The sequence below is a fragment of the Flavobacterium sp. genome (assembly GCF_032153895.1).
In the GTDB taxonomy this organism is placed as follows: Bacteria; Bacteroidota; Bacteroidia; order Flavobacteriales; family Flavobacteriaceae; genus Flavobacterium.
Genome location: NZ_JALDYN010000001.1, coordinates 1 through 17,805 on the forward strand (window position 1 = coordinate 1; position 17,805 = coordinate 17,805).

Below are 17,805 nucleotides of genomic sequence, written 5' to 3' on the forward strand. Positions count from 1 at the left end.
TGGAAAAAGCGCAAAACGTATTCGTTTTACCAGCCACTTTCGATTGGAACGATTTAGGAACTTGGGGCTCACTTTATGATAAGTTGCCAAAAGACGAGCAAGATAATGCGGTGGTGAATGCGACTGTTATCTTGGAAAATGCCTCAAATAATATTATCCGCACTGAAGGTAAGAAATTGGTTGTGGTTGACGGTCTCAAAGATTTTATCATTGTAGATAAAGATGATGTCCTTTTAATCTATCCGAAAGGAAAAGAACAGGAAATAAAGCGAATAACAACATTAGCAAATCAAATCAAATAATTGTTTAGATGCTCCAAATAAAACAAGGCTTACTTTTACTTTTTTTCTTAATATCAAATCTTACATTTAGTCAGTTAGAGCCTTTTGTGCTTCAAGTGGGGGTGACTCATGAAACTTGTAGCGGTAACGGCGGTTTGAATTTTGCTGTGACAGATGTTACAGCAGGCTCTTCCATGGTGTATACTGTGTATCAACTGCCTAATCTAGCGTCTCCCATTGCCGTAACGAGCAGTACGTCATTAACGGGTTTAGTCGCGGGAAATTATAGGGTAATTGCAACACAGACTTTAGGAGCAGAATCAAATACACAACAACGCGATGTGATTATTTTGAATCAGATTGCCCCTTTTTTGTATAACCTGGTAAGTCAAAGAGAGGTTTGTGGAAATGATGGTGTAATCACCGTAAATGTCACACAAGGAGTTGCTGTTGGTTATGAAATAATTGCCGGCCCGATGACTTTGCCGTTGCAAACTACCAATGTTTTTAGTGGGTTGGTGGCAGGAATGTATCAGGTAAGGGTTTTTAATACTTGTGGTGATGGAATTGTTCGTGATGTGGTAGTGGAATCCTCTACGCCGGACTTGGATTTTGTTGACTTGGCTCTTGGTGACAAATTTTGTACAGAGATAGTTCTGAATGTTCAAATCAGTAATGGTTCCTTAATACCGGGGAACAACAATGTTATTGCTTATCCGTTGCAAATACTGGCTACTGTTCATCCGCCTTCTGGAGGACCTTCTATTCCTGTAAATCTGACAATGAATAATGGTAATACACAGATTCAGGGTTTTGCTATGGTTTTGCCACTTTTTGTCAATCAATCGTATACCTATGATTTGTCAATTACAGATGCCTGCGGAAATGTGTATCAGCAAAATAATAATGTTATTTATGAACCTATAGGGTTGACAATTTCGGAGCAAATGACTACCGATTGTGTTAAAGTGTTGTCAGTTGTTCCCTCTAATTTACCCATGAATAATTTTACGGTTAATTTTCTTTCGGCACCTGCGGGTTTTAATCCGATAGATTATAATCCGTTGCATCCTGGAGCTTTTGGTGAGGATGCATCATACTATAATACGTCACAACCATATCCAGACGGGACTTATGTGATCCAGATAACCGATGGCTGTGGGAACAGCGTTACTAAAACTTATACAACACAAGAACTTCCTCTTAATTTTACGGTAACAGAGCCTGTAGAGGGATGTAGTAAAAAATTAGTAGTTAAAGTTACTGACCCGGTCAGTTTTACGGTTGAGTTTTTGACAGCACCTGCCGGATTTAACCCTACAACATTTAATAGTAACCATCCTGGGCCTTTTTCTTCAGAAGCTGTTTACTTTAATGCGACAATTCCTTTACCACAAGGAACTTACACCATTAAAGTTACAGACGAGTGCGGTCGAACCAAGACAAGTACATTCAACGTTACAGGAGTACCACAACCGTTAAGTATAAATGTTATGCCAGGATGTGCAATAGGGTCTGGATCTGTAGAATTGCAAATGGCTTTTGATTTTCAATCAGTAACTATTCTGTCTGCTCCGGCTGCTTTAGGACAAACCTTGCCATTTGATGTAAGCGAGAATATTAAGTCAGATGCGGAATTCTTCTCGATGAATTCGTTACCGGCAGGAGTATATATTTTCAGATCCGTTGATGTTTGTGGTCGCTCTCGTATTGATGCGGTTACCATTCCAAGTTATCAGGTGACTGCAAATACTGTTACAGTTACTGATAATTGTAGCTCCTTCAATATCTACTTAAACCATGCTTCAAATGCAAATATGTCAAGTTATTGGCTGCAGAAATATGACGCAACAAATGGAACTTGGGGACATCCACAAAATGGTTTTTCAGACGGTTTTCCGGCAAACCCGGCTAATGCCATTGCTTTAAACAATAATTCGAACAATTTTAGTTTATCGTATTATGGTAATTTTAGAGTAGTACATACGTTTAATGTATATCCTAACGGGGGGTCAGCAGCATTAGGTCGTTGTGAAGAAGTACTTCAGGAATTCGAATATACTATCGGACCAAAAATCAGAAATATTTTCAGTTATTCCTGTTCAGACAATTCGTTTGATGTGATTGTGGATGCCGTTGGTTTTATTCCGTTAGAATATAGAATAACAGAAAAAGACGGACAGCCATTTACAGTAAATAACGGTAATTCCGCATTGTTTTCTGGATTAGGCCAAGGTGTTTATAACTTCCAAATTGAAGATGCTTGTGGTAATATTTTGAATAGGGTTTACGATATCAGTTCTCCGGTAAGTTTTACCATTCAGCCGATTGATTTGTGTGATGGTCAACCGGGAAGCCTTTATGTACCTTATTTTTCTTTTTTTAGTTACGAATGGTGGAAAGACAACAATACGACAACCATATTGAGTACTGCCAATACTTTGGATTTCACGCCGTTTAACGCGGCAATCCACTTTGGGGTGTACCATGTTCGTATAACTAATCCTAGCGACCCGAATTCGTGTATGAATTTAGTGTTGGATTTCGAAATTTCGGCAGATTTGGCAAATCCACAAGCAGGAACAGGTAGTTCAACCTTATTTTGTGGGCCTCAATCCAATATCAATCTTTTTGATTATTTGTCTGGTACCTATTCGGCTAATGGTATTTGGGATGAACTTTCAGATAGCGGCATGCTCATCAATCACATTTGGAATGCTGCAAGTGTACCACCGGGAGTTTATAGTTTTAAATATACCGTAAGCGGTTTGTGTGACTTTAATGCCGAAGCTATTGTTACATTTACCCTTGGTCAAATACCTTTAAGTCCGGAAGCTAGTGCCACCCCAATTGTCTGTGAAGGAGAAACTTTAGAACTTTTCGCAACGGATGTGCCTGGAGCAACTTATCAATGGTCTGGGCCAAACGGATTTGCTTCTACGGAGCAAAATCCGGTTATCCCCAATGCAACAACGGTCAACCAGGGAACTTACAGTGTGATGGCAATTCAAGGAGGCTGTGAGTCGGTTTTGGATACCATTGACATAACGGTAGGAACATTGCCGTATTTTTCAACAACTAATTTATGCGAAGGAAGCCAAACGATTCTTTCTGCTGAAATGTTAAACCCAGCGATTGATTTGAATACGGTAACCTATACTTGGACGTATCCTGACGGAACTACCGTGAGTACCAATCCAATTAATGTGACCGGAGGACAAACCGGAACTTATATATTAACCATTACCACAGCAGAAGGTTGTTCCTATACGAATCCGGTGGAAGTACTTTGTACCTCCTGCGGTATTCCAAGAGGAGTTTCAGCCAATGAGGATGGCTCCAACGACGAATTTGATTTGTCGTGTCTGCAAGGTATAACCAATGTAAAAATTTTCAACCGTTACGGAGTGAATGTATACGAATTGGATAATTATGTAAACGAATGGAAAGGGCAGGATTTCAAAGGTAGATTGTTACCGCCGGCTACCTATTATTACGTTATTCGTTTCGAAACAGGTGAAACTAAAACGGGTTGGGTATATCTCAATTATTAATGATAATAAATAAAAAAGGAGTCAATTTTGACTCCTTTTTTATAGCTATATAATTATAATTTATCGGCTTTGTTTTGTGCCTTACGTACTTTTTTAAACAGTTCCGACGAATACACAAAATCCACAATCGCTTCATTGTCTGTTTTGAAGATTTCTTTTTTAGTACCTTCCCAAGCTAAAACACCTTCTTTCAGGAAAACAATTTTTTCCCCGATTTCCATCACCGAGTTCATATCATGTGTATTAATAACCGTGGTGATGTTGTATTCTTGGGTAATTTCCTGAATCAGGTTATCGATTACTACAGCCGTTTTCGGATCTAGTCCGGAATTAGGCTCATCACAGAACAAATATCTCGGGTTGTTTACAATGGCTCTTGCAATGGCAACACGCTTTTGCATACCTCCGGAAATTTCTGAAGGCTTTTTAGTGTGGGCATTAATCAGTTTTACACGGTCGATAACAAAATCCACACGCTCTTTGATTTCTCTGGCGTTTTTGTTACTGAACATCTTTAAGGGAAAGCCAATGTTTTCTTCCACCGTCATCGAATCGAAAAGCGCACTTCCTTGAAATACCATTCCAATTTCTGTTCGTAAGTTACGTTTATCATCGGCAGACATATCAGAATAAATTCGCCCGTCAAAAGCAATTGTACCGGTATCAACATTATGAATTCCTAACAAACTTTTAAGCAAGACCGTTTTACCCGAACCTGATTGTCCGATAATTAAATTGGTTTTTCCAGTTTCAAAAGTGGTGGTGATTCCCTTTAAAACTTTCTGTTCGCCAAACGATTTTTCTACATTTTTTACCTCAATCATCTTCTTATTTGCTTAACAGTAATTGTGTTAGGATATAGTTCATTAAAATAATCGCAACCGATGTCCAAACGAACGATGTGGTACTCGCTTTTCCAACTTCTAACGCGCCACCTTTCATGTAATAGCCGTGAAAAGAAGGGATGGTTGCCAATAAAAAGGCAAATACGATGGTTTTAATAAAAGCGTACGCCACGTGAAACGGTATAAATTCCACCTGAAGTCCTGTCTGGAATTCTGTACTTGTAGCAAAACCGCCATAAACTCCGGCAATCCAACCGCCAAAAATTCCTAAAAACATCGCCAAACCAATCACAAAAGGATATAACATCAAGGCTATGATTTTTGGGAATACTAAATAATTCAAGGAATTTACACCCATTACTTCCAAAGCATCAATTTGTTCGGTAACGCGCATGGTTCCAATACTTGATGTGATGAAGGAACCTACTTTACCCGCCATAATGATGGAAATAAAGGTAGGGGCAAACTCCAAAATTACCGATTGTCTGGTCGCGAAACCAATCAAATATCTTGGAATTAACGGGTTGGTTAAGTTCAACGCTGTCTGAATTGCCACAACCCCGCCCACGAAGAACGAAATGAATGCTACAATTCCTAGGGAACCAATAACCAAATCGTCAATTTCTTTCATGATGAGCTGTTTCATCATCGACCATTTGGTGGGTTTGTTGAAGACTTCCTTCAACATTAAAAAGTATTTTCCTATCTGGGATAAATATCGAATCATGCTTGTAAAATATCCGCTAAAATAAGGATTAGTTACGACCCGAAAAAAAGAATACTTTATTTTTTGAATTGCCAGTTTGTGAAAGACTGCAAACTGTGACTGCGACTGTAAACTAAAAAAGCTTTTCCTTCATCTTTTTCCAACGGTAACTACGCACAAACTTTGCTTGTTCCGGTGTAACCAACATCGTTTTCTTTTCAGATTGTGCTTTCCAAAACCCTTTTAAATAATCAATAAACAAAAGCGGTTTCCCTTTGCGCATGGCCAATTTTAAAGAAGCAATCGCGGTGATGAAAAAACCATAACCTAAAGTATAAAAGGCTTCGCCTTGTTTGTAGCGCGAGGCTTGGTTGTAATTCGCTCCGGTTGGTTTTAAGTGTTTTACTTTCAAAGATTCGTCAGTAACGACTTTCCAGTTGTAGAATTTGCACAATAATTCGTCAACGGTGTCCCAACCCATGGCTGGTTTCAGCCCGCCGATTTGTTCAAAACAGGCTTTTCGATAAGCTTTGAAGGCGCCGCGAATGTGATCTTTATCGGTTAAATTCTCTAAAATCCAATCTCCATTTTTCTCAATGTAAGCAAATCCGCCTGCCATCCCGATTTGTTCGTCACTTTTAAAATGGCTGATAATCGTTTCGAAATAGTTGTTCGGAAAAATCAAATCCGCATCAGCTTTTACTAGGATGTCGTAATTAATGTCCAAAGTTTCTAAGCCTTTCTGAAACGCCTGAATTACTTTGCTTCCCGGTAAATGAATTGCATCTGAGGTTTTATTCACCAAAGAAATCCACGAATGTTTTTGCGTAAATTCCTGAACAATTCCGGCGGTGTTATCCGTAGAATTGTCGTTCACCACTACCACTTTTGAAGGTAAAACGGTCTGATTTACCAACGATTCCAGTGTCAGAGCAATGAGTTTTTCTTCGTTATGCGACGGAATTACGATGTAATATTTCATATCGGTGTAAAAGTAGTGTGTAAATATCTTTATTTTTGTGGGATTAGAAAAATTACCGACTTGGAAAAGAAAAAAATCGCTTTTATCGAACTCGAAACGCATTCTGCTTTGTTGGAGCAATGGTATCTGCTGTTGAAAGAAATGCCGTCGGTAGATTTTTATTTCTTTATCAGTCCGAAAGTGAAAAGTAAAATTTCTGCTATTCCTTCCGAATTTATAATGCTAGTGCACGATGCCAAAGCAATCGAAAGTGAACTTACCGGTTTTGACGCCGTTGTGGTGAATACCTTTCATAGAAATTTCAAGCAGTACCAAACGATTTTTGAAAAGAGGAAAAGTCTGGTTGTGCTTCATAATCTCAATTTCAGTCTGTTCTTTCAATCGGTTAATTGGAAAAATGTGTGGTCGCAACGAAAACGATTGACTTATTTTTTGAAACTTTATTTGTTAGAAAAAATTGATTCTCAACGAAAAGCCGTTTTGCAAGCAAATCAGTTTGGTGTTTTGTCTCAGAGTCTTCTGAGTGAAGTGTTTAAGTTGAGTCCTTTTGCAGATAAAACGAAGCTACTTCAGTTGAATTACTGTAAATCGTCTTCGTTTGAACCTTCTGAAACCCTTCAAATTGTGATGCCGGGAAATGTATCGGAAAAACGAAAAGACATTAAAACTTTGTTTGAAATTCTTCCGAAACTGCAACCAGAATCGAAATTGCATTTTACATTTTTAGGGAAACCGGAATCGGATGCTGTGTTGCAGCAGCTTGAAAACTTGAAGCAACAATGTGCCTCGCAAATCGAAATTACGCATTATAATAAGTTCATTCCGTGGGAAGAATACAGCCGCGTGATTGCCAAAGCGCATTTGTTGTTGTGTCCGATTAAGAGCGAAACTTCGTTTTATTTAGTCGACGAGGTTTACGGTAAAACGAAAGTAAGCGGTAGCGAAGGCGATTGTATTTACAACGGAAAAGTAGGTTTGTTTCCGAAATCGTACCCAAAAATGGACTGGCACAATTTGTATTACCAAAACGCTTCTGATTTAGAATCGATTTTGAACGAACTTACCATAGAACAGCTTTCCTCAGAATATCAAAAATTGCAACCGTACATAAACAAATACACTTTCGAAAGCGTCAAAAATAATTTAGAAAACCAATTGCTGGCTTTGGCCAATCCCTAATAAATGCTGAAACTTTTAATCAAATTGGCCTATCAATTCTGGCCGTCGTTATATAAGAAACGTTATTACAAAACGTTGGATTCGCTTTCTACAAAAAACTATAAATGCGAACCCGAATTGCTATACATTCAACAAGTCTTGAAATCAGATTCGGTGTTTATCGACATCGGAACCAATAAAGGAATTTATTTGTATCAGGCGGAAAAAGTCATTACCAATGGTAAAATCATCGGCTTTGAACCCAATAAAAGTTTGGTGAATTACATTCAACCATTGTTTCCGAAAGCCGAAATTTATCCGTTTGCCGTTTCTTCCAAATCCGGAACTGCGGTGTTGAACATCCCGAAAAAAGGAAATGGTTTGCAGGATACACGCGCTTCGTTAGAAGCAATGGGCGATGATGTAGAACAAATCGAAATCCAAATGGTGGCGCTAGACGAATTTGCCAAAGAAAAGCAATGGACAAAAATCGATGTCGTGAAAATCGATGTAGAAGGGCATGAGTTCGATACCATCAAGGGTTGTTCAGAAATCTTAAAAACCATCAAGCCGATTTTTATCATCGAAATCGAATTGCGTCACGCCCATTACCCAATTCATGAAATTTTTGATTTTATAACCAATTTCGGTTACGAGGTTTTTTACTTCGATCGAAAAACTTTAACAACCCTTCCTTTTGACTACAACCAAATAGCTGATTTTCAGAAAGACGAATACTTGAATGATTTTAATCGTTATATTAACAACTTCATTTTTATACCAAATCACTAATGTCGGTTGTAGCGCGCCAAAGTCTAAAATACAGCATCGTAGGCTATTTCAGTACCTTCATCGGGATACTGTCTACGGTATTTCTGTATCCGTTAGATTTGGATTTTGCAGGTAAAATACAGTATATCTTACCGGCTGCGTTATTGGCTATGCCAGTTATCACCTTTGGCATCATGCACGCCAATGTTCGGTTTTATCCGAAGATGGAAGCTACCGATAACCGTCATAATTTACTGAAATATTCCATCTGGTTTATTGTAAGGAATTTTGCCATAGTAACCGCGTTGTTTTTCCTGTTGGCATACGGAGTAGAGGCGATTCGGCAAACTAAGTTTTACCAATTGAGTTTTTATATTTTTCCGGTAATTTTTTGTTTGGCGCTCATTCAGTTGTTTTCGCGATTCATCTCGGTAAAAAAGCGCATCGTTGTTCCGAATCTTTTTGAAAATGTGTTTCCGAAACTGGGCTTGATTTTCGCTTTCTCAACCTTTTTCTTTTTTAAAACCGAAGCTACTGCCGCGATTTGGATTGTGGTGTTGTTCTTCGTTTTAGCATTAATCGGGATTTTCTTTTACGTTCAGAAACTCGATCGGTTTACCGGAAAAACCTCTTTTAAATTCTTAAGAGAAGACAATTTTCAAAAAGAGTTGATGCAGTATTCGTTCTATACGTTCTTCGGAAGTTTGGGTTCTATAGTAGCGCTGAATATCGATACCGTAATGATTGGAGAACTCATCGGCGATTTTTCGCAAGTTACCATTTACAATACTTCGGCGAATTTGGTACGGATGATTACCGTTCCCGCTTTGGGCGTTTACACAATTTCCGCACCGATTATCGCTAAATATGTGGAAGAAAACAACATGGGCGATTTAAAAGCATTACACCAAAAAACGTCTTTTTATTTGTTTACGATGGGTGCGGTGCTGTTCGGCTTAATTGCTTCCGGTATTGCAGATTTGTTTGTACTGATGAATAACGGTGAGGAATTGGCAAAAGGACTTCCGGTGGTATACATCCTCGGTTTTGCTTTGTTGTTCGATTTGGCGACTGGTTTTAACGGTTACATCATTACGAATTCCAAATACTATAAATTCAATAATACCACGACCATTGCCTTGGCGTTGCTGACGATTGTGAGTAATCTGGTTTTTCTTAAGCTTTTCAATTTAGGAATAACGGGAGTTGCTATCGCAACGGCTACTTCTTTAACGATTTATAACCTGATTAAAATTGTGTTCAATTACCGCAAGTTTGGGGTGCATCCTTTCAATACTAAATATTTGTATGTGTTAGGGATTTTGCTTGTGGTTTTGCTTGTTGGGTATTTTTTGCCGGATTTTGAGAATAGGTTTTTGACGCTTTGTTATAAGCCTTTAATCGCTTTCGCGATTTTTGTTTTGGGGAATTGGGTTTTTAAGATTATTTCGGTTAGGGAAGTGATGCCGAAGTCGCTTTTTAAATAGTTTTTTTACCTGCGGTGACTGAGGCTCTCGAAGCCACGTGTGTGTCTTCATTGTTAGTTTAGTGTAGCGGAAACGATAATTTTCATGATTGTTTAACTATACTTTTAATCATGATTGCCTCATTAATGTTGTCTTTTTCTTTTGCCTTGATGCAAAAGAAACAAAAAATCAAGACTTGGAACACTCCACCTAAAAAACAAAACCAATTCCTAAATTATCCGGACTCGCTGGCGCTCAAACAGCGGATAATTCTTAACGAAATTGCTTTTATTTTTCTTAACGGTTGCGTGTTCCTAGGTCGCTGGTGCTTTGATTGATGTTTTGGCTTTTACATACCATTGCTGAAGTTCTTTAAAGTGTATTTTCTTGTTCGTAATCGATAACGCGGATTTACAATTTGTACTGAAACAGTAACATAATTGAAGTTGTTGTTTTTATTTGCCGCATGTATATAAAGTGTTGAAAAGAAAAAAATAAAACTAGAACTTTGGGTTTTAATTTTGGTTGTTTTTTTGTGTACAGATTGTGAATTCGATATATAGTGTCTTATTATATTGGTAGTTCAAACTCGAAAATATTTAGTCCGTTTGACCCAATACTATTAGGGTTTTTATGATAGTGAAGTTCAGAATTATGTGCTTTCAAAATTTCTTGGGCAATCCACAACCCCATTCCTATTCCTTCTTTTGAAAACTTTTTTCCAGCTTCACTACGGTAAAATTTGTCAAAAATATAGGGTGCGTCCTCATCACTTACTAAAGGGCCAATATTTTTTACTATTACCTTTAAAACTCCATAATGGTGCTCAAATTTTATTTCAATATCAGATCCAGGTACAGAATATTTTAAGGCATTGTCGAGTAGAATGAGTGGAATAAACTCTATAGATTCATAACAAAGACAGTCATTGACATACACTTCAGAACTGAGTTTTATATTTATATCCTGTTTTTTAGTAGATAAATGCCCAAAAAGAATTTTAATTTTCTCAAAAAGGCGATACATATTAATTGAACGTTTGGTTCCAAAAGAGATGCTTCTTGGATTTATTATAACATCAATCATTCCTAGTTGAGATGTAATCAGGTCAAGAGAATTATAAAGGTCCTTATAGGCATCGTCACTATTTTCCAATTTTTCAAGAAAAGAATTACCTGGAAGTTTGTTGATAATGTCTTGAGTACATGAATAGAAAATACTCATGGAAGTTTTAAAATCGTGAAACATAGAAAAATTTTTTTCAGTGTTTTCATTAATTCGATTAACTAAGTGTTTTTCAATTTCTTCTATTTTACTTATAAATATAAAAACATCAGTTTTGTTTACGATGTGTTCTTTTCTTACATCTTTTCTCCCTAGCGGAATAGTTTTGTTGTCCTTGTATATTAGGCCATTGAGTATGAATTTAATATCGTCAACGATTATTAAAATATTATTGTATCCTTTTGAACAGATGTATTCTGACTTGTTCTGATCAGAATCAAGTAAATTTAAACAATCTTTTTCTTTGCACTTTTCTTTACAAGTTTTATTTTGTTTGAGTTCAGTAGAATCGTAAAGTTCAACATTCGAAGCAAATGGATATTTAGAAAGTGATTTGATTAGTTCGATATCCATAATTTATTTATAAAATTTCAAAATGGTTTTACTTAGAGATATTGTTTGTTTAACTAAATCAGGACGATGTTCTATGAATTCAAGTGATTTGTCCCAATCTGGATTTTTTTTGCTTTTAATTGATTTTGCTAAAATGAAATTATACTTTTCTATATCTTTCGGATTTACATGATTTGCTTGAAGGGTATGAGTCAATGCGCTAATATAACGTTCTGATTTGAATTTGGAAGAAATCAAGTTATTTATAATGCTTTTTATTTTGAGATAATCGCTTGGTTTTGCAATGTTCTCGTCAGCTAATTGGAAAAATTGAATTTTGCTTAAATCATAACTGTGTTGAGAGTATGAGATGACAATTTGTGCAGGATTTTGTTTTTTCAAACTTTGTAGAACTCCAAGACCATCATTTTCTGAGATATGTTGAGCTACTCCTTTTATATCCAAAACGATAATGTCGTAATATCCATTTTCGAGTTTGTTATAATCTTTAACAATGTCCCATTTATCAATAGAATATCCTTCGTCTTGAAAAATTTGAACTGGAAAACTATTTTCATCGTCAATAACTACTATCCTAGTTAATCGTTTTAATTCTTCAAAACTTGAAGAAGTTTCCAATTGTTTTAAGTCTATTTTTTGATCTTTCCACAAAAAATTTTTTGAACTTCCAGTGGCTAAATTATAGACTTTAGTCGAAATAAAGTTAATTAATGAACAACCTAAGGTTATTCCGATTGTTGTAATTGCTTCTTCCATAATTAAACTAATATGACTGTTTTGTAGCAGTCTTTCGGTAACTTGCAGATATGTAGATAAACTACTTCAACACGTAAGTTATTTTTATAACACAAGCCCCAAACATAACCATAAAAATTTACCTACACAATCACCAAATTTAGTGATATTTCAAAAAATAATTATAGAGCTAAAAGCGAACCGTGATTTGTAAAATATTCTAAAAATTTAATCACAAAAACCGTGATTAAATTTTGCTAAATCGAAAACAATCACAATATTTGTGATTCAATCAAAAAAGAACAAAATAAATCACAAATGAAAAACGCAGCAACCTTAAAATCGCTTTTAGGCTTAACACAGGAAGAAATGGGAATGCTTCTAGGAATCCCAACCAGCCAATGGGGTATGTTTAAATCCGGTAAGCGCGATTTGCCACTAGCTGCCTTGCAACAATTAAGCGCCCTTATAACAGAAACTAATAAAGCAAAACCTTCCAAAGCAATCCAACAATTCCTAAAAGCAGAACAGCAAAAAGCCCAAGAAAAAACAAAACTGGAATACCTCGACCTTCAGCTTAAGCTATACAGAACAGAAAAAGAAATCACCACAGTCGAAAACATAAGAACCGAATGCATCGCCGCTCTGGAAGTAGCCACATTATTAGAAAAACAAAACGAAAAAACCGATTTAGCCGCCAGCATAAAGCACAGAGCAACCAAAACCTTAAACAAACATAGCCTACAAAAACTAGAGCAGTTACAACGTAAGAAAGCAATGCTTGAGATTATGAAAAGTGTTTTGGAAAAGTGAGAGGTGAGAAGTGGAAAGGTGCAACCACAAATAAACACGAATCAAAGCGCCCGACCTAGGGACGCGAAGCCGTTAAGAAAATTTAAAGTACTTCCGTTAAGAAATATCCGCTGTCTGAGCGAAGCGAGTTCGGATATTTTAGGAAGTACTTTGAATTTTTAGGCGTAGCGTTCCAAGTCTTGATTTTTTGTTTCTTTTGCATCAAGGCAAAAGAAAAGAACATCAGTCAATAAGATAATTGTCCTAATAAAGATTTTAACATCAATAAGGAAAAGAAATAAGATTTAGTATCGATACACAATCGCATTAACATTCATTCCAGACCCCACAGAAGCAAACAAAACCACATCCCCTTTAGCAATCTTCTGATTCTCAATTTTACCTTTCACAATCAAATCGTAAAGCGTAGGAACCGTAGCAACACTAGAATTACCCAGTTCGTGAATACTCATGGGCATAATGCCTTCGGGAGGCGTTTGTTTGTAGATTTTATAAAACCGCTGAATAATCGCTTCGTCCATTTTTTCATTCGCCTGATGAATCAAAACCTTTTTAACTTCTGAAATGTTGATGCCGCTTTTGTCTAAACAGGATGCCATCGCTTTAGGAACTTGACTTAGCGCAAACTCGTATATTTTTCTGCCGTGCATTTTGATATAACGCACATCGGGGTCGTACTCTTTGTTGAAGGAATTGCCGAAATACAAATAATAAGCTTCATCATAAGTAAAAGTTGCGGTTTCATGAGCTAAAATACCACCTTCTTCATCAATAGCTTCAATAATGGTAGCACCAGCTCCATCCGAATAAATCATAGAATCTCGGTCATGTATGTCAACCACTCTGGATAAAGTTTCCGCACCAATCACCAAACATTTTTTTGCCATCCCGGCCTTAATGAAAGCTTGCGCCTGAATCACGCCTTCCACCCAACCCGGACAGCCGAAAAGCATATCGTAGGCTACACATTTTGGGTTTTTAATGCGTAAATCGAATTTAACTCTTGTGGCTAAACTTGGTAGGATGTCGGTTTGAATGGCGCCCTGTTTTACATTGCCAAAGTTGTGGGCGAAAATGATATAGTCTAAAGTTTCAGGATCGATATTGGCATTTGCAATGGCTTTTTTAGCGGCTATGGTTCCGATATCTGAAGTCAATAAATCATCCGAAACATAACGACGTTCTATTATTCCGGTGATGTCATGAAATTTTTCGGTTATCACTTCATTGGGTAATGGAAAAGGCGTTCCGTCATCGTTTAGAAAAACATGCTCGGCAAAATCTTTATTGGTAACGACTTCTGTCGGAATATAGCTTCCGGATCCTGTTATTTTGACATTCATAGCGATTGTTTTTTACGAAGTTATCGATTAAAACGAGCGAATGTTGGTAAAAGTTTACCGCAAAGTTATTTTTATTGAATACTTGTTATTGATAAGGTGTAATTGTTGAAAATGTTTTTATTTCTTAAATTTTTGAGGATAGTGTAATTTGGAAAATAGGGAAAGTGCCCTTCGACAGGCTCAGGGACCATCTCAGCTACCATAGCGAGCCATATTTGTATAAAAAAAGAACGCGAATCAAACCACCCCGACCTAGGGACGCGAAGCCGTTAAGAAAATTTAAAGTACTTCCGTTAAGAAATATCCGCTGTTTGAGCGAAGCGAGTTCGGATATTTTAGGAAGTGCTTTGAATTTTTAGGCGTAGCGTTCCAAGTCTTGACTTTTTGTTTCTTTTAACTCATTTAGATAATATTTGTCTTGGTATTCGTTGAACCTAAAGGTTTGTGTCAAGACAAAAGAAAAGGGAAAATTAAAAAGCACAGCTTTTTAAAATCGATACACCCTTTTAGAATTCATAAAAACAAAAAGCCCTTTCGCAAGAAAGGGCTTTTAAATATAAAAGAAGAACTATTAACTCTCAATATAAGCCTCAATCGGCGCACAAGAACAAACCAAATTTCTATCCCCATACGCATCGTCAATACGACGCACCGTAGGCCAGAATTTATTCTCAGCAATATACTCTAACGGATATGCTGCTTTCTCTCTTGAATAAGGGAAGTCCCAACGATCAGCCGTTAACATGGTTAAAGTGTGAGGCGCGTTTTTCAATGGGTTGTTGGTATCATCAGCTGTTGCAGCCGAGATTTCTTTACGGATGGCAATCATCGCGTCACAGAAACGGTCTAATTCCGCTAAATCTTCCGATTCAGTTGGCTCAACCATTAACGTACCCGCTACCGGGAACGATACAGTTGGTGCGTGGAAACCGTAATCCATTAAACGTTTTGCAATATCACCTACTTCGATGCCGTTTTCTTTGAAGGAACGACAATCTAAAATCATTTCGTGAGCCGCACGTCCCATTTCTCCTGAATATAAAATCGGGTAGTGCTCTTCTAAACGCGCTTTCATGTAGTTCGCGTTTAAGATTGCATGCTCCGTAGCCGAACGTAATCCTTCAGCACCCAACATGGTAATATAACCGTAAGAAATCAAACATACCAAAGCCGAACCATAAGGAGCAGCCGAGATAGCCGAGATAGCGTCTTTACCACCTGTAGCCACAACCGGGTTAGTAGGTAGGAAGTCAACTAATTTCTCGTTCACACAAATTGGTCCAACACCAGGGCCACCACCACCGTGAGGAATGGCGAAGGTTTTGTGTAAGTTCAAGTGACAAACATCAGCACCAATCGTAGCAGGGTTTGTTAAACCTACCTGGGCATTCATGTTTGCACCGTCCATATAGACTAATCCGCCGTTATCGTGGATCAGTTTAGTGATTTCAATGATTGAAGACTCGTAAACCCCGTGAGTAGAAGGGTAGGTTACCATCAAACAAGACAAATCGTCTTTGTGCTCGATAGCTCTTGCTCTTAAATCTTCTACGTCGATGTTTCCTTCTGGAGTAGTTTTAGTAACGATGATTTTCATACCAGCCATCGCTGCGGAAGCCGGATTGGTTCCGTGAGCCGAAGAAGGGATCAAACACACGTTTCTGTGTCCTTCACCTCTTGAGATGTGGTAAGCGCGAATCGCCATTAAACCTGCATATTCTCCCTGAGCACCAGAGTTTGGCTGTAACGAAGTTCCTTTGAAACCAGTTACAACATTTAACTGCTGTTCTAATTTCTTCAACATCGTTAAATACCCTTGAACTTGGTCAGCTGGAGCAAACGGGTGGATGCTGTTCCAGTTTGGCATTGAAAGAGGAAGCATTTCTGCCGCCGCGTTCAATTTCATCGTACAAGAACCTAAAGAAATCATAGAGTGGTTCAATGATAAGTCTTTACGCTCTAATTTTTTGATATAACGCATCAACTGGCTTTCAGAATGATGGTTGTTGAATACCTCGTGTTGTAAGAACGATGAGGTACGGATTAATTTTTCCTGAATTTTAACTTCCGAAGTCAATTCCGAAACATGCACTGCTGATTTACCAGCCGCTTCCGCGAAAATGGCAACAATCGTGTTGATGTCAGATAATGAAGTCGTCTCGTTGAAAGAAATCGAAACGCTTTCGCTGTTCGGGTAGAAGAAGTTTACTTCGTTTTTCTCAGCGATAGCTCTTACTTTAGCAGCATCAGCTTTTACTAAAATTGTATCGAAGAAAGCAGAGTTTACTTGGTTGATTCCGATGATGGATAAGGCGTTTGCCGTAGTCACGGCAGAAGCGTGTACTTTATCAGCAATGTACTGTAAGCCTTTTGGACCGTGGTACACTGCATACATTCCCGCCATAACCGCTAACAATACCTGAGCGGTACAAATGTTAGAAGTCGCTTTCTCACGTTTGATGTGCTGCTCACGAGTTCCTAAGGCCATACGCAAAGCGCGGTTTCCGTTCACATCAATGGAAACTCCGATGATACGTCCCGGCATCGAACGTTTGTATTCTTCTTTAGTAGCGAAGAAACCTGCGTGAGGTCCACCGTAACCCATTGGAATACCAAAACGTTGTGTAGTTCCCACTACAACAGCCGCTCCTAATTCTCCCGGAGAAGTTAATTTTGCTAATGATAAAATATCTGCAGCAACGGCTACTTTAATATCTTTCGAATTTGCGGTGTTGATGAAACCTGCATAATCGAAAACCTGTCCGTATTTACCTGGATATTGTAAAATCGCTCCGAAGAAATCTTCAGAGAAATCAAATGTTTCGTGGTTACCTACAACCAATTCAATGTTTAATGGCGTAGAACGAGTTTGTAAAATCGATAACGTTTGCGGTAAAATTTCTTCTGAAACGAAGAATTTGCTCACGTTGTTTTTCTTTTGATCGCGGGTTCTTACGTCGAAAAGTAAGGTCATTGCTTCTGCAGCCGCTGTTCCTTCATCCAATAACGAAGCGTTGGCAATTTCCATTCCCGTTAATTCGATGATGGTAGTCTGGAAGTTCAATAACGCCTCTAAACGACCTTGTGCAATTTCAGCCTGATAGGGTGTATAAGCCGTATACCAACCTGGGTTTTCGAAAATATTTCTCTGAATAACCGGTGGAACAATAGCAGGGTGGTATCCTAAACCGATGTACGATTTGAATACTTTATTTTTTGCGCCCAACTGCGTAATATGCGTGTAGTACTCATATTCCGTCATAGCTGGATCTAATTCGATATCTTTTTTCAAACGGATTCCGTCAGGGAATGTTTCGTAAAGCAATTGAGTCATGTCTTTCACCCCAACGGTTTTGAACATGTGTTGTAAATCCGATTCTCTCGGGCCAATGTGTCTTAAAGCAAATGCATCTGTTTTCATCAGTTTCTTTACTGTTTGTTATAAGTGTTTGAGGCAGAACCGCAAACATTGGTTAAGTTGTGTTTTTAATGCGCACAAAAGTAATTATTAAT

At 37.8% G+C, this 17,805-nt stretch carries 12 protein-coding genes and 1 pseudogene; 6 read left to right on the plus strand and 7 right to left on the minus strand.

Annotation, left to right across the window (positions count from 1 at the left end):
* Window positions 1–302: pseudogene (locus RUH60_RS00005) on the plus strand (mannose-1-phosphate guanylyltransferase); the annotation flags it as partial.
* A gap of 8 nt (window positions 303–310) precedes the next feature.
* Window positions 311–3,835 (plus strand): gliding motility-associated C-terminal domain-containing protein, encoded by a 3,525-nt coding sequence (locus RUH60_RS00010; RefSeq protein WP_313803496.1) that lies wholly within the window; start codon window positions 311–313, stop codon window positions 3,833–3,835.
* Between the two features lie 53 nt (window positions 3,836–3,888).
* On the opposite strand, the gene RUH60_RS00015 is transcribed toward RUH60_RS00010, so the two are convergent.
* From RUH60_RS00015 to RUH60_RS00025, 3 genes are all read right to left on the minus strand, one after another.
* Entirely contained in the window at window positions 3,889–4,659 is a 771-nt protein-coding gene (locus tag RUH60_RS00015) for an ABC transporter ATP-binding protein (RefSeq protein WP_313803499.1), read from the minus strand.
* 4 nt (window positions 4,660–4,663) lie between these two features.
* Window positions 4,664–5,407: an ABC transporter permease gene (locus RUH60_RS00020; RefSeq protein WP_313803502.1), complete on the minus strand. Its 744-nt coding sequence runs from the start codon at window positions 5,405–5,407 to the stop codon at window positions 4,664–4,666.
* A 112-nt stretch (window positions 5,408–5,519) separates the two neighbouring features.
* The gene (locus RUH60_RS00025; RefSeq protein ID WP_313803505.1) at window positions 5,520–6,368 is read right to left on the minus strand and encodes a glycosyltransferase family A protein; all 849 of its coding nucleotides are present in this window, start codon (window positions 6,366–6,368) and stop codon (window positions 5,520–5,522) included.
* Between the two features lie 60 nt (window positions 6,369–6,428).
* On the opposite strand from RUH60_RS00025, the gene RUH60_RS00030 reads away from it, so the two are divergent.
* From RUH60_RS00030 to RUH60_RS00040, 3 genes are read left to right on the plus strand one after another with little or no spacing between them, the layout of a single operon-like run.
* Window positions 6,429–7,547 (plus strand): hypothetical protein, encoded by a 1,119-nt coding sequence (locus RUH60_RS00030; RefSeq protein ID WP_313803508.1) that lies wholly within the window; start codon window positions 6,429–6,431, stop codon window positions 7,545–7,547.
* Window positions 7,548–7,550: 3 nt separating this feature from the next.
* The gene (locus RUH60_RS00035) at window positions 7,551–8,318 is read left to right on the plus strand and encodes an FkbM family methyltransferase (protein WP_313803511.1); all 768 of its coding nucleotides are present in this window, start codon (window positions 7,551–7,553) and stop codon (window positions 8,316–8,318) included.
* On the plus strand, window positions 8,318–9,784 hold the full coding sequence (locus RUH60_RS00040; protein ID WP_313803514.1) for an oligosaccharide flippase family protein: 1,467 nt from the start codon (window positions 8,318–8,320) through the stop codon (window positions 9,782–9,784). Before RUH60_RS00035 ends, RUH60_RS00040 begins: the two co-directional genes overlap by 1 nt.
* Before the next feature lie 549 nt (window positions 9,785–10,333).
* Here RUH60_RS00040 and RUH60_RS00045 read toward each other — a convergent pair.
* On the minus strand, window positions 10,334–11,401 hold the full coding sequence (locus tag RUH60_RS00045; protein ID WP_313803517.1) for a sensor histidine kinase: 1,068 nt from the start codon (window positions 11,399–11,401) through the stop codon (window positions 10,334–10,336).
* A 3-nt stretch (window positions 11,402–11,404) separates the two neighbouring features.
* Window positions 11,405–12,157 (minus strand): hypothetical protein, encoded by a 753-nt coding sequence (locus RUH60_RS00050; RefSeq protein WP_313803520.1) that lies wholly within the window; start codon window positions 12,155–12,157, stop codon window positions 11,405–11,407.
* Between the two features lie 297 nt (window positions 12,158–12,454).
* Between RUH60_RS00050 and RUH60_RS00055 the strand changes: the two genes are divergently transcribed.
* The gene (locus RUH60_RS00055; protein WP_313803523.1) at window positions 12,455–12,949 is read left to right on the plus strand and encodes a hypothetical protein; all 495 of its coding nucleotides are present in this window, start codon (window positions 12,455–12,457) and stop codon (window positions 12,947–12,949) included.
* A 284-nt stretch (window positions 12,950–13,233) separates the two neighbouring features.
* On the opposite strand, the gene RUH60_RS00060 is transcribed toward RUH60_RS00055, so the two are convergent.
* Together RUH60_RS00060 and gcvP are read right to left on the minus strand one after the other, a co-directional pair.
* Window positions 13,234–14,292: a ketoacyl-ACP synthase III gene (locus RUH60_RS00060; RefSeq protein WP_313803526.1), complete on the minus strand. Its 1,059-nt coding sequence runs from the start codon at window positions 14,290–14,292 to the stop codon at window positions 13,234–13,236.
* Window positions 14,293–14,863: 571 nt separating this feature from the next.
* Window positions 14,864–17,713, minus strand: coding sequence for an aminomethyl-transferring glycine dehydrogenase (gene gcvP / locus RUH60_RS00065; RefSeq protein WP_313803529.1), 2,850 nt, complete (start codon window positions 17,711–17,713; stop codon window positions 14,864–14,866).
* Window positions 17,714–17,805 lie beyond the last annotated feature (92 nt).